At 37.6% G+C, this 21,459-nt stretch carries 14 protein-coding genes and 5 pseudogenes; 8 read left to right on the top strand and 11 right to left on the bottom strand.

All coding sequences use genetic code 11. The features are described from left to right. Positions 1-64: 64 nt before the first annotated feature. A pseudogene (locus WG932_RS10445) lies at positions 65-838 on the top strand (class I SAM-dependent methyltransferase); the annotation flags it as partial. 63 nt (positions 839-901) lie between these two features. On the opposite strand, the pseudogene WG932_RS10440 reads toward WG932_RS10445, so the two are convergent. Then, a pseudogene (locus WG932_RS10440) lies at positions 902-3,875 on the bottom strand (glycosyltransferase family 117 protein). A 409-nt stretch (positions 3,876-4,284) separates the two neighbouring features. Here WG932_RS10440 and WG932_RS10435 point away from each other — a divergent pair. The 6 genes and pseudogenes from WG932_RS10435 (at position 4,285) to WG932_RS10410 (ending at position 10,469) form a co-directional block, all read left to right on the top strand. Further along, positions 4,285-5,475 (top strand): oxidoreductase, encoded by a 1,191-nt coding sequence (locus tag WG932_RS10435; protein ID WP_014018109.1) that lies wholly within the window; start codon positions 4,285-4,287, stop codon positions 5,473-5,475. Between the two features lie 239 nt (positions 5,476-5,714). Next, a pseudogene (locus WG932_RS10430) lies at positions 5,715-6,916 on the top strand (tetratricopeptide repeat protein). A gap of 210 nt (positions 6,917-7,126) precedes the next feature. After that, complete coding sequence (locus tag WG932_RS10425) at positions 7,127-7,609, top strand: Lrp/AsnC family transcriptional regulator (RefSeq protein ID WP_014018107.1); 483 nt, start codon at positions 7,127-7,129, stop codon at positions 7,607-7,609. Between the two features lie 66 nt (positions 7,610-7,675). Beyond that, positions 7,676-8,203, top strand: a complete 528-nt coding sequence (locus WG932_RS10420; protein ID WP_483087876.1) for an NUDIX domain-containing protein — start codon at positions 7,676-7,678, stop codon at positions 8,201-8,203. A gap of 12 nt (positions 8,204-8,215) precedes the next feature. After that, positions 8,216-9,583, top strand: a pseudogene (locus WG932_RS10415) (MATE family efflux transporter). Positions 9,584-9,737: 154 nt separating this feature from the next. Then, positions 9,738-10,469, top strand: a complete 732-nt coding sequence (locus tag WG932_RS10410) for an SDR family NAD(P)-dependent oxidoreductase (protein ID WP_483087875.1) — start codon at positions 9,738-9,740, stop codon at positions 10,467-10,469. Here the strand turns inward: WG932_RS10410 and WG932_RS10405 are convergent. Next, on the bottom strand, positions 10,456-10,959 hold the full coding sequence (locus WG932_RS10405; RefSeq protein ID WP_483087874.1) for a SixA phosphatase family protein: 504 nt from the start codon (positions 10,957-10,959) through the stop codon (positions 10,456-10,458). The genes WG932_RS10410 and WG932_RS10405 overlap by 14 nt on opposite strands. A gap of 177 nt (positions 10,960-11,136) precedes the next feature. Here WG932_RS10405 and WG932_RS10400 point away from each other — a divergent pair. Continuing rightward, a pseudogene (locus tag WG932_RS10400) lies at positions 11,137-13,264 on the top strand (outer membrane protein assembly factor BamB family protein). Between the two features lie 4 nt (positions 13,265-13,268). Here the strand turns inward: WG932_RS10400 and WG932_RS10395 are convergent. The 9 genes from WG932_RS10395 to sucD form a co-directional block, all read right to left on the bottom strand. Further along, positions 13,269-14,729: a PhoPQ-activated protein PqaA family protein gene (locus tag WG932_RS10395; RefSeq protein WP_483087873.1), complete on the bottom strand. Its 1,461-nt coding sequence runs from the start codon at positions 14,727-14,729 to the stop codon at positions 13,269-13,271. A gap of 65 nt (positions 14,730-14,794) precedes the next feature. Continuing rightward, a complete protein-coding gene (locus WG932_RS10390; protein ID WP_483087872.1) occupies positions 14,795-16,294 on the bottom strand; it encodes a c-type cytochrome domain-containing protein in 1,500 nt (499 codons plus the stop codon). A gap of 64 nt (positions 16,295-16,358) precedes the next feature. Next, positions 16,359-16,850: a DUF1552 domain-containing protein gene (locus WG932_RS10385; protein ID WP_483087871.1), complete on the bottom strand. Its 492-nt coding sequence runs from the start codon at positions 16,848-16,850 to the stop codon at positions 16,359-16,361. Further along, positions 16,802-17,743: a DUF1552 domain-containing protein gene (locus tag WG932_RS10380; RefSeq protein WP_483087870.1), complete on the bottom strand. Its 942-nt coding sequence runs from the start codon at positions 17,741-17,743 to the stop codon at positions 16,802-16,804. The genes WG932_RS10385 and WG932_RS10380 overlap by 49 nt, the downstream gene beginning before the upstream one ends. A gap of 162 nt (positions 17,744-17,905) precedes the next feature. Beyond that, positions 17,906-18,430 (bottom strand): DUF1585 domain-containing protein, encoded by a 525-nt coding sequence (locus WG932_RS10375; protein ID WP_317192162.1) that lies wholly within the window; start codon positions 18,428-18,430, stop codon positions 17,906-17,908. Continuing rightward, complete coding sequence (locus tag WG932_RS10370) at positions 18,331-18,990, bottom strand: DUF1592 domain-containing protein (RefSeq protein ID WP_483087869.1); 660 nt, start codon at positions 18,988-18,990, stop codon at positions 18,331-18,333. Before WG932_RS10370 ends, WG932_RS10375 begins: the two co-directional genes overlap by 100 nt. 23 nt (positions 18,991-19,013) lie before the next feature. Further along, the gene (locus WG932_RS10365; RefSeq protein ID WP_483087868.1) at positions 19,014-19,469 is read right to left on the bottom strand and encodes a DUF1587 domain-containing protein; all 456 of its coding nucleotides are present in this window, start codon (positions 19,467-19,469) and stop codon (positions 19,014-19,016) included. 26 nt (positions 19,470-19,495) lie between these two features. Further along, complete coding sequence (locus WG932_RS10360) at positions 19,496-19,867, bottom strand: c-type cytochrome domain-containing protein (protein ID WP_483087867.1); 372 nt, start codon at positions 19,865-19,867, stop codon at positions 19,496-19,498. A 567-nt stretch (positions 19,868-20,434) separates the two neighbouring features. Further along, positions 20,435-21,316 (bottom strand): succinate--CoA ligase subunit alpha, encoded by an 882-nt coding sequence (sucD, locus tag WG932_RS10355; protein ID WP_014018097.1) that lies wholly within the window; start codon positions 21,314-21,316, stop codon positions 20,435-20,437. Positions 21,317-21,459: the final 143 nt, after the last annotated feature.

The raw sequence follows: 21,459 nt of genomic DNA, 5'->3' as shown, positions 1-21,459 counted from the left end.
TTATTTTTTCCATAGTTGGTTTTAAAAATTAACCTTAATTTTGTTGAAAATAATAAAATTTTAGATGGCTACCTATACAACGGAAATTACTTCCGATAAGTTGATCAGTGACAATCCTATTCATCAACGTCTTTTTAAAGCATACATTGTTGCTAAAGATTACGTTTCCGGCAATTTGTTGGAGATTGGCTGTGGCGAAGGCAGAGGGGTACACGCCCTTGGCCCGTTGGTAAATCATTACCACGGCTTGGACAAGATAGGAGAAATCTTGGATAGACTAAAGGATAAATACCCGGAATTTACTTTTGAGCAAGCAATTATTCCCCCTTTGGCCGGACTAAAGGATAATTCCTTTGATACAGTCGTAAGTTTTCAGGTTATTGAACATATAGATGATGACAAGCAATATTTGGAAGAAATTTATCGTGTGTTAAAACCGGGAGGCATGGCCTTAATTTCCACCCCCAATATTAGATTTTCATTGTCCAGAAATCCATGGCATATTAGAGAGTATACTCCTACTCAACTTCAAAATCTGTGTCAATCCATATTCGATAAAGTGGAGACAAAAGGGATTGGTGGCAATGCCAAAGTTTGGGATTATTACGAAGCCAATAAGGTTTCTGTTAATAAAATTACTCGTTGGGATATTTTTAATCTTCAATACAGGCTACCGGCAGGATTGCTTAAGGTCCCTTATGAAGTGCTAAATAGAATCAATAGGAATAAACTGCATAAGCATCAAGGAGCGGCTGTAGAACAACTGCATCATGAAGATTATTTGTATGTAGATAACCCAGAGGAAGCATTGGACTTGTACTATATTCTGCACAAAAAATTCGGCTGCTTAATTGATAAGCAGCCGATTGAATTTTTTTGTTTATTTTCTATTGAATGGCCATCACCTTCTTTGGATTTGTGGAGTTCCAGCTGCCGCTCCAAAGATGCGTTCGTAATCTTGCTGAATTTGATCTGCCTTTTCTTTATAGCCTTGTTCTCGTAATTGAGGCACAAAGTAATTCAACATCTGCATAGAAATTTGGGCTTCTCTGTCCATAGCTCTACCTGTTTCTTGGTAAAAGTCAAGCATCTCTACAGAACGTTTAGACATTTGGTCAATGATGTCTAAGGCTTCATCATCCATACCTAATTCAAATAAGACCGGTACGGCTTGTCCGCTTGCTAAATCATAAGGTATGGCCTCACCGGGAAGTTTCTCTAGGCTCAATCTCATAATGTCTTCTGCTCTCTCTTTATCTTGTTCATCCAATAAGGCTATGGCAATGCTATTAAGTACACTTCGATGATTGGAGGTGAATCTCCTGAACTCGTCATCAAAGTAGTTGTCCGGATTGTCCATTCCTCTAAAAGCGAATTTTTCAGTGACATTTTTAAAAGCCAAATCGGTATTGATTAATTCATCTTGGTTGTCCGGCTTTTGAATGGGGAGTAACCTGTAAGTAAGGCCTTCCATTACCACATGGTCACTCATGTCAAAGCCTATGGTTGCCAAAGAGGTATTGTTGAAATATATGGGTCGTTCCCAATTGTTAGTAGCGATAAGGTCCAATAGCATCAAATTCCCTTTGGTTACATAATTTCCTTTAATCCTAATATTGATGTTTGGAATTTGTAAATCTTTAAACTGCTGGGGTACTATTCCGAATTTCTCTACATTTTCAGTATTTACGGGTAGGGTTAAAATTCTAGATGGTACAGTATTGATATTACTGCTTGATCTGCTACTGGTCAATTTAAGTAAATCACTGTTGTTTTTTAATAACTTAAGGTATTCCACCAGAGGCAAACTTTCGATTCTGTCTGTTACGTAAAGCACATCATTGGTACCCTTTTTAAAGTTGTCAAAATCCAATGTAAAATCCAAAGCGGCAGACTCATTGACAGGTCGGGCCATTTGTTTTACATACCAATCGGTGTCAAAGTAACTTAATACAATCACTCTCACATCCGTCCTGAAGCCTTCCACCTCCTGCACATACCATAGCGGGAAGGTGTCATTGTCTCCGCCAGTAAATAATATAGCATTTGGGGCACATGAAGCTAGAAAGTTTCTAGCTGAATCTACAGAGAAATACCTGTCGGATCTGTCATGGTCGTTCCAGTTTTCTGTAGCCATTAAGATAGGTACCGGTAGTGTAATCAGTGCAGCATAAACTCCTGCCATTACCATACCTTTTTTCAATTTCCTAAGTTGATTGCTAATAGCCATTACACTAAAGCCAATCCAAATAGCAAAGGCATAAAAGGATCCTACATAAATGTAATCTCTTTCTCTTGGTTCTACAGGTGGTGAATTAAGGTAGAGGACCAAGACTACTCCCATCATCAGGAATAACATCAAGGTAAGCCAGAAAGATTCTGGATCATGCTTGGCTTGAAAAACATACCTATAAGCCCCAAAATTAGAGGAAGCATAAAATAATTGTTATGTCCCTTGTTTTCTTTTATATAATTTGGGAATTCTGTGGTGATGGTATTCCATATACTTAAATACGGAGCATTACTGAAATCACTCTCTCTTCCACTAAAATTCCACATAAAATACCTCCAATACATGTGGCCAAGTTGGTGGTCAAACATGAAATAGATATTGTCAAAGAAAGTTGGGTCTTGGCCTTCTCTTAATCCAAGCTTGGATCTATAAATTTGTTTATGACGTTCTTGGGTAGAGTATATTCTTGGAAGAATGGTTGTTTTTTCAGGATCATAAATGTTTTCAAGTTGGTAATCTACCACTTCATATTTGTCCTCACCTTTGGCATAAACAGGATCCCCCTCTACCTGATCAATTATATCAGCAGTGAAGTACTGTCCTTGCATCAAGGGACGGTAGCCGTATTGTTCTCTTTTTAGATAGCTTACAAAGCTGATAATGTCCTTCGGGTCATTTTCATTGATTACTGGTTCAGCATTGGCGCGAATTACGATTAATGCATAAGAGCTATATCCAATCAGTATAAAGGAGAAGCAAATTAAAATTGTATTTAAAATTACTTTTTCTTTCTTGTGAGAATGTATCACAGCAAAAATCAGCCCTCCTAAAAAGACGATAGAAAAGAATATAATTCCTGAGCCAAATGGTAGCCCTAAACTATTGACGAAGAAAATTTCTAGAGAACCAGCTATGCTAGGCAAGCCGGGAATAATAAAATTATTGATTACAACCAGCGCTACCCCTCCTAATAAAAAGGCAATAATTCCTCCCTTAAGGGTATGATTTTTATGTTTTTTAAAATAGACAACAAGTGCTAAAGCAGGAAGGGTTACCAGGTTTAAAAGGTGTACCCCAATTGACAATCCCACCAAGTAAGCGATGAAAATCATGTATTTGTTTTCTTCCTGAGGATCTTTGATGATGTCCCACTTTAAGAATGCCCAAATTACGATGGCAGTAAAAAAGGAAGACATAGCGTAAACTTCAGCCTCTACAGCAGAAAACCAAAAACTATCGGTAAAAGTATAAGCCAATGCTCCAATAAATCCTGCTCCTATCAAAGTGTAAATTTGCTCTTGATTGGGCTCTTCACTTTTTTGAGCAATAGTTTTCTCCCTAATAAAGTGATGGTCCAAAAAAGGAATAGAATTGTGAATGCCGAAAGCAGCGCACTCCCCACGTTCATCCAATAGGCAATTTCTAACCCATCACCGAGCGCTAAAAAGCTAAACATACGGTAAATCAATAGAAAGAAAGGTGCCCCTGGAGGATGTGGAACTTGTAATTTATAGGCGACCGCTATAAATTCTCCCGGATCCCAGAAACTGGCAGTCTCTTCGATGGTGAGCAGATATGTTATAAATGCAATAAAGAAGGCGGTCCAACCTGCAAGATTGTTAACCCTGGCATATTTTAGCATGTTACCTGAATATTTATGAATGGCGAAAATAAAAAATATATGAATTACAGTTGAATTTCTCCATTTAAAAATTCTTAAGAAGACCTTTCAACTAAAATTAGGAGTAAAAATTTAAATTAATTGAAGGCGGAGGAAAGAAAAAAATATATTGTCATGACGATATAAAAAATTGTGTAAAATGTGAAATAGAATATAAAAGAATGGTTACTTCAATTTTTAAGTAATAAAATTATTGTTTTACTATTTTTAGCTTGAATCGCTCAAAGCATGCCTTTAAGTGTTTTAAAATATTTTTAATGTATTTTAAATACAATAAAATGGTTTTTAGATTTTTTTTACTACCTTTACATCGTCAAGTTTAAACAGCGGACAAACAGCAAGAAAAGCAGCAATTAAAATTTTTAAGATTATGAAAAATAGGATCAGTAAAAAATTAAGAATTGGAATAGTAGGAACCGGAGGGATAGGTAGAGGATTGGCAAAACTTATTGCCAGGCGTGAGGATATGGTAATTTCCAAAATACTGACCAGAAGGGCTGGAGAGATTAGTGATTTGGGTGTAAGCCAAAATTTTTTAACTAGTTCACCCGAAAAATTGTTTGACTGCTCTGATCTAGTGGTAGTAAGTACGGGAGATCCAATTTATTCAACAGAAATTATAGATAAGGCTTTTGTGTATGGGCTTCCGGTGGTAACCATGGATGCAGATACTCAGGTTCTTACCGGATCATGGTTGTCCAAGAGAGGCGTGATTACAGAAGCCAATGGGGATCAGCCCGGTTGCTTGGCTGCACTCAATAAGGAAGTGATACAAATGGGGTTTAAACCATTGGTTTATGGGAATATCAAAGGATTTTTAAACAAAAACCCTAGCTTAGAAGATATGCTGTTTTGGGCACAGAAGCAAGGCTATAGTTTAAGTTCTGTAACCTCCTTTACAGATGGAACAAAACTTCAAATTGAACAAGCATTTATAGCCAACGGTCTAGGTTTAGATATTGTTAAACCGGGTTTAGTAGGGTATGAGACAAGTGATTTTGAAGCTGGGGCTTTTGCGTTGGGAGAAATCGCTCAAAAAGAAAATGCGGTTATTAGTGATTATATCATTTCTAAAGAATCTCCTCCAGGTGTATTCATCACTGCGACTCATCAAGAAGACCTGGCGGAAGAATTGACCACTTATAAAATGGGAAAAGGTCCTTTCTATTTGCTTTATAAGCCGATGCACTTATGCTTTTTTGAAATACCGAACAGTATTTTAAACCTGGTTAACCACAATGAGATTTTATTAGATAATGGTGATGTCCCATCTGTGAGCGTGGGAACTATAGCTAAGAAAAAATTGACTTCAGGTTCTGTAATTGACAAAGGGATAGGTGGTATGGAAGTTAGAGGGGAAGCTATTAAAATTGCTGATTTTCCCAATCACGTTCCTATTGGCCTGATGAGTAAGGTTCAATTGAAAAGAAATATTGAAGAAGGAGAAATAATTACATTTGATGATATAGATATACCTGATTCTTTGGCATTAAAAGCTTGGAGGAGTACACTTTCTGAGGTTGTTACAAAAAATCGTTTGGGTATAAAGGTAAGCTGTTAATTTTTTTATCTTATTGCTGTTTACAGATCCATTGATTGAAGTCACCTCTAAAGTGATTTTGGTTCGTGGGTCTGTTTTTTTATGCCCTAATTAAAATTATTTCACTCGTTTTTTTTGATTTAAATCCTCAGCGCTTTGTTTTTTGTAATGACGCAAATATTTTTTTAGTTTTTCGAAATTAATTATCGTCATATAGCGTTTAAGGTATACAAAAATCAATTTGATTGAAAAATTTCTTAATGAATTATACAACTATTGTATTGTCCCTTTTGTTTTTCCTTTTTGGATTTATTCCTAAGGAAGTGCAGGCACAGCTGGAGCCTGTGACGGATATCAACAAGAAAGAAGAAGGGTATCTTTTGCTTGATAAAGGTCTTCAGTTTAGAATTACAGATGCAATTAATAGCATGTATAATTTTGATTTTGAGAAGGCAGAAAGAGGTTTTAATGTTTTGCGCTATACCTATCCGGAGCACCCTCTTCCTTATTTTCTAATGGGGTTGAGCCAATGGTGGAAAATTGTCATAGCTATAGATAACAAGAGTCATGATGCAGCTATGTTGGGCTATATGGATAAGGCCATAGAGAAGGCTGAGGTTTTGATAGATACAGACCCGGATAATAAGGAAGCTGCATTTTTCTTGCCGGTGCTTATGGATTTCAAGGGAGGTTGTATAGCGAAAGAAAAAACTGGACAAGCGCCACCTTTGCGAGCAAAAATGCTTTGAAATACTTGGAACTTAGTAGAGGAGAAGAAGAACTCAGCCCGGAATTATTGCTGGGAGACGCTTTGTACAATTATTTTTCCGTCTGGATCCGTGACAATTACCCCTTATTAAAGCCGATCATGCTTCTTTTTCCAAAGGGAGATCAGCAGCTGGGGTTAAAGCAGTTAGAAGAAGTGGCTAAAAGCTCATTTTATGCGAGGATAGAGGCGCAATATTTTTTGTTTAGACTTTATGCAACAGAAGAGAAAAAGCCTTTCAAAGCATTAGAAATTACAAAGTACTTAAATAGTAAATATCCCAACAACCCCTATTTTCATCGACATTTTGCAAGGCAATTGTATGCCGTCGGAAGAGGGCGAGAGGCCAAGGAAGTTTCTTTGGAAATCTTAAAGCGGATTGATGAAAATTGGACAGGATATGAGGCTACCAGTGGGAGGTATGCCGCATTTTTTATTGCCCAGAATTATGACCGGATGAGGAACTATGAAAATTCCATTCACTATTACTTAAGAACTATAGCTTTTGGTGATGAGTTAGGGGCTCAGGAAAGCGGATATTATTTGTTTTCAGCCCTTCAATTGGGAAAAAATTACTTTAGGCAAGGGGATAAAAGTAAAGCCAAACGTTATTTAGATTTGGTAAAAGAATATTCTAAGAGACGACATCCTGCAAATAAAGAAGCTAGAGAATTTTTGAAAAAGAATAAACTTTGATGAGTACTAATTTGTTCATTATTAGTCTAATCGAGTTGAAATACAGGTTTTTTCAGAATTTACAAAAGAGTAAGTGCAATAATTTTAATTTTTTTAGCAATTAAACAACAATATTTCGTCCGCGCTTGCGTTTTTTTCGTAAATGACTTTAAAATAAATATAAATTAGATTACCTTTGTACCACATATAATTCGGTAAATTCTTTACAATATGGATAATAGCATAAAAGTGAAATTTGACAAAATCGACCGTAAAATTTTAGAAATTCTACAAGGCAATGCAAAAATAACAAATGCACAGCTTTCAAAAGATATAGGATTATCTCCGGCACCTACCTTAGAAAGGGTGAAAAAATTGGAGCAATCAGGAATAATTAAAAGTTACCATGCCAAATTAGATCCTGAAAAAATAGGTCTTGGCGTGAGTACTTTTGTCTTGGTAGGGTTGATTGGTCACAATAAATCTAATATTGATGCCTTTATGAAGGAAATCAATCAGATACCAGAAGTAATCGAATGCCACCATATCACTGGTACAGGAGATTTTATTTTGAAAATCATCTCTAAAGATATAAATTCTTATCAGAAGTTGATGTTGGAGCAAGTAAGTGAAATTAAGGAGGTAGATTCTATGCAGTCTATGGTTATCCTTTCTACTTTTAAAGACAGTAAAGTATTGCCTATCCCGGCTTAAATTAACATTTATTTAAAGCATTTGAAGGGTGGCTGTTAGTCACCCTTTTTTTATTATGAAAAATCCGTGGACAACAATTTCAAAAAAGAAGTGTATGACAATCCTTGGATTAGGGTTGAAGAACACCAAGTGATCACCCCTACCCAAAAGAAGGGGATTTATGGAAAGGTAAGTTTTAAAAATCTGGCCGTGGGGATTTTGCCTTTGGATGAAAATGGTTATACATGGCTAGTAGGCCAATACAGGTATACTTTGGATGAATATACTTGGGAAATACCAATGGGAGGAGGTGCTATTGGTCAAACTGCCTTGGAAAGTGCTAAGCGGGAGCTTAAAGAAGAAACCGGGTTGCAAGCGAATGAATGGACTGAAATACTGAAAATCCATACTTCAAATTCCGTTACGGATGAAGTGGGTTATGTCTTTTTGGCCAAGGAATTGGTTCAAGGAGAAACAGCTTTTGATGATACAGAAGACATCAAAGTGTGGCACTTGCCTTTTCAAGAGGCCTATGATATGGTATTAGACGGTCAAATCACAGACGCTATAAGCATGGCTGCAATTTTCAAAGCTTCTGTATTGTTAAAAAAATAAACCCAAATTTTGATGTTTACTGGTTTCAAAAATAACTTTAATAAGACATTTACTTTGGCTTACCCGGTGATGTTAAGTCAGCTTGGGCAGGTGATGGTTGGGGTGGCTGACAATATCATGGTAGGTAGATTGGGTGCCGTTCCGCTTGCTGCTGCCTCTCTTGCCAATAGTATTTTTTATGATATTAATGTTTGGAATTGGTATTTCAATGGCTGTCACTCCCATGGTTGCGGCAGCTGATGGAGAAGGGAAGAAAGGTAAAATCGGTAGGTTTTTAAACCATGGTTTTGTCATCAATTCGGTAGCTTCTGTCATTTTGTTTTTGCTTATATTAGCCATTTCCCTGGATTGAAATTGATCAACCAACCGCAAGAAGTAGTGGTGCTAGCCATACCTTATTTGTTGATCATCACATTTTCGCTAATCCCATTCATGTTTTTTCAAACCTATAAACAGTTTATTGAAGGTTTATCTCAAACCAAGCAAGCCATGTTTATAACGGTTTTATTTAATCTACTAAACATCGGATTGAATTATTTATTGATCTATGGGAATTGGGGATTTCCTGAATTAGGGCTTAATGGAGCCGGGTGGGCCACATTGATTTCTAGAATTCTGATGGCTTGGGTTTTGTACCTCTATGTAACCAGGTCAAGAAGGTATGAAAAATACATTCGCAGTATAAAATTGAAGCAAATTAGGTATTCTGTCATTAAAAAAATGTTAGGGATAGGGATTCCAACCGGCTTGCAATTTGTATTTGAAGTTGGGGCTTTCAGTTCAGCTGCCATCATGATGGGTTGGATAGGGGTCAATGCTTTGGCGGCTCATCAAATAGCCATAAATCTTGCATCAATAAGCTATATGATGGCCTCAGGACTTTCTGCAGCTGCAATGGTGAGGATTGGAAACCAATTAGGAAGAAGAGATATTCCAAAATTACGAGAAGTTGGTTTTTCAATTTTCGGCAACGTATTGATTTTCATGTCCTTTTTTGCAGTTATGTTTTTAATGTTTAAAAATTATTTGCCTTTGCTATACATTGAAGATATCCAAGTAGTGGAAATGGCAGCTAGTTTATTAATAATTGCTGCGGTTTTTCAGCTCTCAGATGGACTTCAAGTGGTTGCTCTGGGAGCTTTGAGGGGGCTTTCTGATGTGAAGGTTCCTACATTGGTAACCTTACTTGCCTATTGGGTAGTTGGACTTCCTCTCGGTTATCTTTTGGCATTTAAATTTCATTACAACGAATTGGGTATATGGATTGGCTTATTAATAGGTCTTACCCTTACAGCAATTATGTTGTTTTATAGATTTCATTCTTTAAGTTTGAAATTACAGAAGGAATTTTCTAAACCTGAATCAGTAAGCTTCCCTTAAGATAAATGCAATTATTTTAAGGACTCATTCCGTGGACAAGAATTTAGTTCCGGTGCAAATGTATTCTATCTGTTATGGGGAGGTTTTATTTTGTACATTATATTTGATGATTTCAATAGGGAAAACGCTGCGTTTAAATTAAAAGACATTTCTAATGGAGAAAAAATCGCTTTATATATTAACAGGGGCCAGTAAGGGACTCGGCCAAGCTCTAAAAAATGCTTTAATAAAAAAATCTGGATCCTGCGTTATAGGTGTTTCTAGAAGCTCCCTAAAAGAAGAAAGAAATTTTACTCCCATACAATTAGATTTAGAGGACTCAGAAAGTATAATTAACAGGTTCTCAGAAATTTTCCCCGATGGAGAATATAAAGAGATCGTACTGATAAACAATGCAGGCTGGATAGGGGAAATCGCTTATAACGGAAACTTATCCGCTGATTCAATTGTGTCGATTCATGCTGTGAATGTTATTGCTCCGGCCTTATTAATGAATGCCTTTATGAAGAAATACAAGCATCATACAGGATCAAAAATAGTAGTGAATATAAGCTCTGGTGCAGCAGCAAAGGTAGTAGACGGATGGTCCGGCTATAGTGCTTCCAAAGCTGCATTGAATCAAATGACATTAATTGCTCAACGAGAGTCTGAGCTCAATAATTTGGGTTTTAAATTATTTGCCTTATCCCCAGGAGTGATTGATACGCCTATGCAAGCTTCCATAAGGGCTGCAAGCCCCACTGAATTTAGCAATCTTTCAAAATTTAAGTCCTTAAAAAATGATGGAGAATTGAGTACTCCTGAAGCCATCGCCCAAAAGGTACTTTATTTAATAGCCCATCCCAATGAATTCAAAGAAGTGTTGCAAGATGTCAGGAAGTTTTAGTGCTTAAGTTTTTAGGGTAATCATACATCCAGAACTCGGCATTTTCCTGTGCAATATCTTTCCAATTCTCCACATTGAACTTAAAACCAAAAACTGCTCCCGTAGGAAGGTTTTCTAGTTTTTCTCCAAAGTAATTAATTAGCAATGTCAAGGTAGGGTTATGGCCAAAAATAAATAGGGTATCGATCTTATTGCTTGTTTTTTTGACCTCATCAAGGTGTTCTTTAACAGAAGTCATATAAAGGTTTGTGCTAATCTCGTAGATGATGTCTAATTTTTCAAAGGATTTTAGGTAAAATGCAGCTGTCATTTTTGCCCTTAAAGCATCTGATGACAGGATTTTTTCCGGAATAATATGGTTAGAATGAGCCCTTTTGGCCATCATTGGAGCATCATACAAGCCCCTTTTGGCCAATGGTCTTTGGTGATCAGTTAAGTTAGGATCACCCCAGAATGATTTTCCATGTCTACAAATCAGTAATTTTTTCATAATAATGACTTAATTAATTGTGATCAAAATATAAATGAGATTGAAGAGCAAGCAGTAAATTTCAAACTGCTATTGGTCAATTATCTTGCCAACCCATTGTTTAGGACTAATCATAAGTTTCACCTTTTAGCTTCCAACAAAAATGATATATTTGTTGAGAATCATAATTTTAAATGGATGCTTAAGATAAGAATGCGTAAATATATTTGTTTATTAATGGGTTTTTCCATTTTATTTTCTTGTGGTACTGATAAGCTTTCGGAGATAAAGGCGAATGAGAATTGGCCTGCATATCTTGGGAGCAAGGGAAGTTCGCAATATTCTTCCTTAAAACAAATAAATAAAAGTAACGTCAGTCGATTAACGCCTGTTTGGCAATTTCGAACGGGTGGGCATTCGGTGAATGGGAAAAGCCAAATTCAATGTAACCCGCTGATTATTGACGGAGTGCTCTACGGAACAAGTCCGGATCTGAAAGCCTTTGCCTTGGATGCGGCCTCCGGCGAAGAATTATGGGTGTATGACCCTCACAAAGATTTCAAGTTTGGCAATAGTGTGAACAGAGGTTTGGTCTTTTGGGAATCAGAAACCGAATCAAGATTGTTTTATTCTGCAGGTTCCTTTCTTTTGGCATTGAATGCCAAAACGGGTAAGCTTGTACATGGATTCGGTCAAAGTGGTAAAGTTTCCTTAAAAGAAGGATTGGGGGATTGGGCTCAGGACTATTATGTTGGATCTTCTACCCCCGGTGTAATTTACAAGGACAAGTTGATCGTAGGGACAAGGGTTTCAGAGAGTACAGATGCTGCACCCGGCTATATTCGCGCATTTAATGTGGTATCAGGTGATGTAGAATGGATTTTTCATACCATACCCAAACCAGGGGAATTTGGTTATGATACTTGGCCCAAAGATGCCTACAAAAATAGGGGGAGCCAATAGTTGGGCGGGAATGACCTTGGATGAAAGTACAGGGGTAGTTTACATCCCAACCGGCTCAGCAGCTTTTGATTTTGGGGAGGACACCGCGTGGGCGAGAATCTTTTTGCAAATTCATTACTTGCACTAAATGCATCTACCGGAAAACGTATTTGGCATTATCAAACCATCAGACATGATATATGGGATAGGGATTTGCCTGCCCCACCCAATTTAGTTCAAATCAATAGAGGAGACAGTAGTATTGCGGCAGTTGCCCAAATTACTAAGTCAGGAAGGGTTTTTGTTTTTGATCGATCTGATGGCACACCTCTTTACCCTATTGAGGAAATTGAGGCCCCTGCCTCCAAATTAATGGGGGAAGATGCTTGGCCAAGTCAACCTTTACCTACTTCTCCACCTCCCTTTGCTAGGCAGCTTTTTACGGATGAAGAAGTTACCAATATTTCTCCTGAAGCCACAGCTTATGTTCAGGAGAAAATAAAGCACTTAAATTATGGGGCTTACTTTATGCCTCCAAGTATTGAAGGAACTGTCATACTGCCGGGGTTTGATGGAGGAGCAGAATGGGGAGGAGCTGCTTATGATGAAGGGTCAGGCTTATTGTACGTAAATGCCAATGAGATGCCTTGGATTTTAACCATGGTACCTACCAATAGCGGCAAACGCTCATTAGGAAATGTAGCTTACCTAACCAATTGCGCCATGTGCCATGGACCGGAAAAGGGGGGACGAAACTGGGGCATATCCATCACTATTAGCATTGGATAAAAGGTTGGCTAGAGCCGAGGTAAGCGAAATGATAAAAAATGGAAAAGGTAGAATGCCTGCATTCAAGCAATTATCCTCGGAGGTAAGGGAGCAAATTATTGATTATTTATTCAGTACAGAGGGTCCGGAAGATTTTCAAAATCCGGAGAAAACTGCTGATGTTAATGTTTTGCCCTACACAACCACAGGATACAATAGGTTTTTTGATCAAGAAGGGTATCCGGCCATAAAACCACCTTGGGGTACACTGAATGCCATCAACTTGAATAAAGGTGAAATAGCATGGTCTGTACCATTGGGAGAATTTGCTGAACTAACAGAGAAAGGAATCCCTCAAACTGGAACAGAGAATTACGGAGGTCCGGTTGTCACAGCAGGAGGTTTGGTATTTATCGCTGCTTCAAAGGATGAATACTTTAGGGCATTTGACAAAGATTCCGGGGAAGAACTTTGGAAATATAAATTGCCTGTAGGAGGTTATGCTACTCCTTCGGTTTATTCTGTTGCAGGAAAACAATATGTAGTAATCGCCGCAGGAGGCGGAAAAATGGGCACTCCTTCCGGAGATTACTACATAGCTTTTGCTCTAAATTAGTAGATCAATCATTTGGTGTACCTTTTCTTTCCTTAGGTACATATAAATCGTGATCATATGTTTCCGGAAGAACTTTTATTCCGGTGGTAAATTTTAATGGTGCTTGACCCGCATAGGTAAGTTCTACAAAATGACCGGTCCAGCCTTTGGCAGGAGCTTCAATTGGAATAGTATAATCACCATCTGCTTCAAATGGGATATTTGTAGCTTTCCATTTTGGGCCTAGGGCATCAATTCTGAAATCTCTGGTAGCTTCATTTGTAGCGGTCCACAACTTTATTGCAACCGGCGGATTGTTGATGTCTGTTTTAACTGTTATGGCATCCTCTTTTACCTCCCAGCTATAGGAAGGTCGCTTGACATTATTGATGATTTGTGAATAAAAGCTTAGAAGAATTTGGGGAGCATCGGAATTTTTAAGTCCATGACCCGCATTGGGTATATAAGCTATATGGCTTTCGCCGGGAAGGTCATTCCAATAATATCTCCAACTGTCCGGTAGGAAGAACTGATCCCCTGAACCATTGATAAGTAATTTAGGGATGTCTGTGTACTCTTCCAAGAACTGGTACGGTTCTACGATTTCAATTAGACGGTCAAATTCTTTACTGTCCATCCAGTCAAATATTTTTTCATGCTTGTAGTCATTAACTGCCGGAGCCCAGAACCCATAAGTTTGCCAATGGTGTTTGAATGAAGGTGTCAAATTAAGCATATCGATTACAATAGGAACCATGCCAATTACTCGATCATCTACTGCTGCAGTGGTCCAGGTAGTCCAGCCTCTCTTAGATGCCCCAGCTACCACATATTTGTCTAGGGACAAGTCCAAATTATTTTTTGAATAGTCAACCACAGCATCCATGGCTGAAACAACAGCCTTGGTCATCGGAAATCTAGCCAACCAAATGGCATCTTCATCTTTAGCACCTCTCTCCATAAACTCTCTCCAACCATATGCAATGATAGCATCTTCTGTCCTTAACCCTAAGGTGTCACCTACAAACTCTACAGGCTGAAATGGGATATTGTGGACTTTGATTGCAGTAGAACCTGTCGCCAGCGCAGCTTGGAGAATCATGTCATCAGGTTTCTCCGGGAGGGTGGTGTTTTTGCTGCCTCCTGATATGATTAATAAAGAGGTATTGTGTTTGAGCTCGTTGGGAACGACAAACGAAACCCAATGCCACCATTTGGTTTCATTCACTTCATTTTCAGTTAACCAATTTTGAGAGATGACTTTGAGAACATAGTAAGAGTAATCTTCTCCTTTAGACTCATAGGCCAATTCATAATCATATACATCCAAATCTTCTTCTATATAGGCCTTTAGAAGGTCTATACCTTTAACTTTATCTGCTGTTTCGACTTGGTTTTCAGAGCTTACTTGGGATTGGCAATGGGTGAAACTAAAAAGGCTAATGCCAATTAAGAATACCAGGTGTAATGCTTTGTGGATCTTCATTGTATGAAACTTAAATTTTAAAAGTATTTAATGACAATAATACCTAATAATTTAAAAAAAGACCATTAATAAAATGGACCTTCTTCTAAAATTATTTCTAATTCAGGCTTATGTTTTTGGAGGGCAGAAATTACTTCCGGTTTTACCGGTGTTCCAAAGAGATAGACTTTTTGTAAGTTTTTAAAACCAATAAGGTAAAGCAAATTTCCTTCATCGAGAGGAGTAAACGATAAATTCAGTTCTTCAAGGTTTTCAAGATCTTTTAAATAGGGTAGTCCTTCTCCATTAATATTTGTTTTTTGTAAGATTAACCTGCGGAGTTGAGACATTTTCCCTAAATCAAATAATGCATCGTCATCTATGTTTGATGAGGCTAATGAGACCCGCGAAAAGTAAGGGAAGTAAGGTGAAAAGGCTTTGATTTCATCATTGTTGACGTGTGCCGGTGGGAATCTCATTTTCAATCCGAAAAACTTACCATTGGAGCGTTCATCGATTGAAATGTCAATTCCTATTGGATCTCCTATTTGCCTAAGTTCTTGTAAAGCGGCTTCAAATGCCTCTTTTTCCTTAATTATTTTATATTGTGCCTGCCGAATATCTGGCATTAAGGCTTCTATTTCTGTCAATACTTTTTCATCGTTTATGTCTCCATATGTTAATGTATCTGAGGCCCCACTGCTTATCCAATAGGACAATAAGCTGATTTCTTCATCAGTCAAGCCCGGTTTACCTTCCGGAGGCATCCTTTCATCATGGTCATCAGGAAGCAATACTCTTACCATCAACTCACTATTTGACGTATCACCGGGGATTATTGCTTGCTTTTTGCTTTTTCCTTTTGCAAAAACTTCCTCGTAATTATTGAGAAGCAGGTCTCCCTTTGTTTTGTTTTCATTATGACAGGAAACACATTTTGTTTCGAAAATAGTGGCAATCATGTCTTCGAAGAGTAGCATGTCTTCAGGGGCTTTATCTATCTTTTTAGCTGGTAAAAGGGCATCCAGCGGAGCAGTTAAAAAATCCTCTCCATGTGTCAATGAGCCTCCCATATGACTTGTATATGCTAAAGAAAAGTTGGCGACTATCAGTAAGAAATAAAAAACAAAACTTCCTTTCAATTTCCTTTGATAATTTAATTCGTAAATGATAAGACAAAGTGAGATAGAAATACCTGTGGCCAAAGCTCCATTGAGATGGTTGCTCACTAAATTGCCTGAATAGGACTCCGATATATAAAGTAAATAGCCGGCAAGAATAGAGACAAATGAGAAGAATACAGAAGCCCAAAGTAGGGAACGAATAATAACCGGTTTATTAAAGTTGGGATTAAAAAAACCCATCAATAAAAAACCTGTTGTAACAAGGATCAATACTATAGGGAAGTGTAGCACAAGTGGGTGGAACCTACCTAAGAAAACAAACCAATGGTTTTGCTCATCAAAATTAGTAGGCACCAATAGCATAAAAAGGTAAGATATGATAAAAAATGATGGTATAATTATTCTTTTACCGGCTAACTGTATCCACAAATTAGTGGTGGAGGGCAATTCTTTGTTATCCATATGATTCCTGTATAGCAGACATTTATAGCCTGTTATGGTGCGTTTTTTATGATAAGTTAATAGCTTAGGCTAAAATTCCTTCTAAGGTACCTGTGCTGTCTGCAAATTTAGTTTCATTCATCCCAACAGCTTGCATCCAGGAAGTGTATAGGTTAGCCAACGGAGTGTTTTCTTTATAAATAAGATTTTGTCCGGATTTTATTTTATTTCCCCCATGTCCTCCAACTATAATCGGCAGGTCCCTAGGTGAATGTCTGTTGCCATCCCTTAGGCCGGATGCAAACATGACCAAAGAATTGTCTAAAAGGGTGCCGTTCCCTTCCTTAATGGACTTTAATTTGTCTAAAAAGTAGGCATATTGCTCAAGATGCCATTTGGTAATGCGATCATACTGCTCCATTTTGCCAGGATGATTCATATGGTGGGAGATTGAGTGATGGGCTCCATTTACACCTTCCAAGAAAGAAAAGTTTCTATTACTTACGGAGTTTCCAAACATAAAAGTAGCTACTCTACTAGCATCACTCCACATGGCCAAGGCGATAATATCGAACATAAGCCGGGTTTTTCAGTTACATTTACACCACTGTGCACCTCTGCATACTCTTCTATATCTTGGTTTACTCTGATTAATTCACGTTTGATATCAGGAGTGATATTGCTGGCAAAGTCTTTTAAGCTTTCCTGGTTGTTGATCCTCTTTTCTATTGACCGGATAGATTCCAAATATTCTTCCAATTTATCTTGATCGGATCTTCCCAAATTATTTTTAAGAGATTTGGCATCCGCCAAAACGGCATCAAGAATACTGCTTTTATATGGGTTTTCTTGTTTATTATTTCCCGGAATAAATGTTCTAAATAGCCTGTCAAAAGCCATTCTAGGGTCAATCTCTTTGGAAAGCGGAGTCATGGCATTTTTCCAAGAAATGCTACTTGCATATAACCTTGTAAAGCCTACATTGATGTCTACCCCAGTTTGTATTCTATCCAACCCATATTCTAGGGATGGGAAAAGAGTTTCATTTTTATAGTGGTTGGCTATCAATTGGTCAATGGAAATGCCCCCACTATTGATATTGTCTCCTGCAGTCTTTTGTATTGGAAGGCAGGTAAGGAGGTTAGCTGTCTTGGCATAGTGTCCATCGGCACCTTGAAAAATAGAATGTTTGTTCATCAATTGGCCTAGTACTAAAATATCATCTTTCAAATGAGACAGAGGAGCTAAAGTGGGAGAAAGGGTATAATCTCTTCCCACTCCTTCTGGGGTCCATCTTCCCGGATGCACTCCATTGGGCATAAACATAAATGTGGACCGTACCGGAAATCCATCATTGCTATAGCTTCTTAAACCCAATGGAGTAGCCATTGCCTCCATAAAAGGTAAGGCTATAGCTGCTCCAACACCTTTCAATAATTTCCTTCTAGATATTTGCCACTTCTTATTCATATCATATAATATTTAAAGCAAAATTATGCTTGAAAATAATATTTACACCAAGCGAAATTAAAGCCGACCATAATTTTAAAATATTGTTAATCAGTAATTCAGCATAAAAATCGCTTATTTAGCAAGCCTATTTTTACTATTTTTCAAGTTTTTTCAGTATTATCAATCAATTTCGTTCACTTTTTTCTGAAAATCTTTTATTTTCATTCTAAAGGGATAGCTTTGAACCAAAGTAGAAATAAATACATCCGGATTAAAGTCATTTTCTATCAATGCAGTAGACAATTCCCGGATTGCAGTTTCATCTGTGAAAGTTGTGCCTCTACCGATTGCAAAAGACAAAGATTTTTTTGAAAGATTACGAGCAAACTTTTCCTTTTCTTTCATTAGTAAACGCTTCAGCTCTCCCGGCCCTTCAAAAGTTTCTCCTGAAGCAAGAACACCTGCAGGATCAATGGGTGTACTTCCATAACTTTCTCTCCATTTACCATCCGCACCGAAATTCTCCAGACCAAGTCCTAATGGATCCATTTTTTCGTGGCAGGACTGGCAGGCCGGATCCTCTCGATGTTTCTCTAAAAGGGCTTTTAATCCAAGTTCTTCATGCAAAGCTTCATCTTCAGGCAATTCTGCAACATCCGGTGGTGGTGGTGGGGGGAAGTACCCAAAATTTCTTCTAAGACCCACTTTCCTCTTAATACCGGACTGGTGCGTGTAGGCAACGAGGTAACTGCCTGCACGCTTCCTAAGCCTAAAAATCCACCTCTTGTATTGTTAGTTAATGCAACTTTCTTGAAATTATCTCCTTTGACGCCTTCAATTCCATAGTAATTTGCCAAGTCCTCATTGAGAAAAGAGTAATCACTATTAATCAAATCCATAAAATTTTTACTTTCTGTCATCACATGGTGAAAAAAAGATATGGTCTCCTCAAACATTGCCTCTCTAATGGAAGGCGTGAATTCTGGGAATCGCACCAAATCTGCCAGTGGAGCATTGGGGTCTTTCAATTTGTTTATGCCTAACCATTGGCTTACAAAAGATTCAGAGAATCTTCTTGACTTGGGGTCATTAAGCATTCTCTTAACCTGAATTTCTATTTCTCCAGGAGCTTGTAATTTGCCTTCCATTGCCAATTTAAATAGTTCATCATCTGGCATACTAGACCATAAAAAGTAGGACAACCTAGTGGCCAACTCAAAGTCTCCCAAAGCAATAGGTTCAGGACCTAAAGGCTCTTCTTCCATCTTATAAAGAAAAGAAGGGGAAATTAATATGGCTTTAAAAACTTCGGCAACAGATGTGTTGAATCTTTGTGGATCCGGTTCTTCAGAATTTTCATAATATACGGATGAAAAAGCCTGATGAACAACTCTTTTTCTTCTGTCTTAATTAACCTTCTATAGGCCTTACTGGCAAAAGGAAAAAGAACTTTCTCTGCTGCTTTTTCTGCTGAATTTAAGGGTTCAAAATCACTGATGAACTTAGGCAAAAGCCAGTTTAAAAAGCGTTGCAAAATATTTTGTCTGTAAGTTTCCGGAACTAATTCAGACCATTTGTTATGATCTTCTTGAAGCCTGTTTACAATTTCCTCAGCTGCATCATAATACCTTTCCATCTTGAGTGGAGTGAAAAACAAGGAGCCTCCTTGATTGTCGAATCCCCCTCCAGATCCGTCTGCAGGAAACCTGTTTACCGCATCAAAATTGACCCCTGTTAAATCCAAGATGGTATAATGATATTCTCTATGACTTAATCTCCTGATGATAACTTTTCCGGGGTTCTTTTTTCCAGAGACTTTATCAGTATGCCATTGATGCCGTCGAGAAGAACATGGTAATCTTTCTCATTTAATTCAGGCTTATTGGAGGGTGGCATTTCTTTCGACTTGATCTGGTCTACCACTTTTAGCCAAAATTGCCCATCTTTGACTATCCGGCCTTCCTCTTCATATCTCTTTAGATTTACCCCTCCTTTGGGGTTTCCTGTGTTATGACAAGAGTAGCAGTGCTTATCCAATACCGGAATGATATCAGATTGGTAATCTAAAGTTTCCTGTGCTTCAGCCACAAAAATATAAAGAGAAGCTAAAACCATCAAAATATAAGTTTTGATCAATGGCATAGGTTTTATTTGGATTTGTTATCAGGTTATGCATTAAATTTAATGTAAATAATTGAATATTTCCAATACTATTTTGATGGATGGTGTGGTGAAGTGTAATAAAAATGAATTAGACCTATCAATTTCTTAGTAAAAAAAGGATTGCTCAAAAATCAATTCATAATAGTTGTAAAGGCAAGTGTATTTGAGAAATATTTAACCTAAAAAGAATTAAGCCTTTTTATTTCATTAAAAATTAGTTCTACAAGTTGAATTCTGATTATAAAATAGGGTAATGCCTTTCCTGAGCTTTCTCAAGGAGTGATGTATCCTAATAAAATCATAGGCTGTTTGGGAGGAGTCCCGGTATCGCTATGGTGAACAATTGTGCTAACAGGTAGGGTAAAAAAAGAATAGAAATCGGTATTTTTTCAAGTGGTTTATATGGGCAGATAGTTTGTCTGTTGCATATTTTAAGTTGAATAGAGAATTTCTAACACCATGGTGAATTGATAAAACAAAAAAGGAGATCTATTGATCTCCTTTTTTATTCGTTTGGATATAATTTATTGCAATAGCAAATTAGAATTAGGCATCTACACCTAGTGCTTTTGCCATTACTTCACCAATTTCAGCAGGTGATTCTGCAACAAAAATTCCATTTTCTTTCATAATACGCATTTTAGCAATCGCAGTATCATCTTTTCCACCTATAATTGCTCCTGCATGTCCCATTCTTCTACCTGGAGGTGCAGTTTGGCCGGCTATAAAGCCTACAACAGGTTTTTTGTTGCCATTTTCTTTGATCCATTGGGCAGCTTCTGCTTCGTAATTTCCACCAATTTCACCAATCATAACGATGGCATCAGTTTCAGGATCTTCCATTAGCAATTGAACAGCCTCTTTAGTAGATGTACCGATGATCGGGTCTCCACCAATACCAATGGCGGTAGAAACACCTAATCCTGCTTTTGTTATTTGGTCAGCTGCTTCATAAGTAAGGGTTCCAGATTTGGATACTACACCTACTCTTCCTTGTTTGAATACAAAGCCCGGCATAATTCCTACTTTAGCTTCACCTGGGGTGATTACACCCGGACAGTTAGGACCTATCAAAATAGCACCTTTTTTCTTAACATACGGCTTGGCTTTCATCATGTCCTTAACAGGAATTCCTTCAGTAATGGCGATGATCACTTTGATTCCTGCATCTGCAGCCTCCATAATTGCATCTGCTGCAAAAGCAGGAGGAACAAAAATTATAGTTGTATCTGCTCCCTTTGTTTTTACAGCATCTTCCACCGTGTTGAACACAGGCTTACCTAAATGGGTACTGCCACCTTTACCAGGAGTTACACCTCCTACAACGTTGGTACCATATTCTATCATCTGTTGGGCGTGAAAAGAACCTTCAGTTCCTGTGAACCCCTGTACAATTACTTTGGAATTTTTATTTACCAATACGCTCATAAGTCTACTTTTAATTATTTTGCTACAAAAATAGGAGATAAAGAGTGATCACAAAAAGAAATTGCAAACAATATCAATTTAATTTAAACTATGAATAACTTTTTATATTTTTAGGGAAGATAATTGACCCTATGAATTTAATA

The sequence above is a fragment of the Cyclobacterium sp. SOCE241 genome (genome assembly GCF_056867545.1).
Note: the sequence above shows the minus strand (reverse complement) of the source record. Positions and strands in the feature narration are given on the sequence as shown.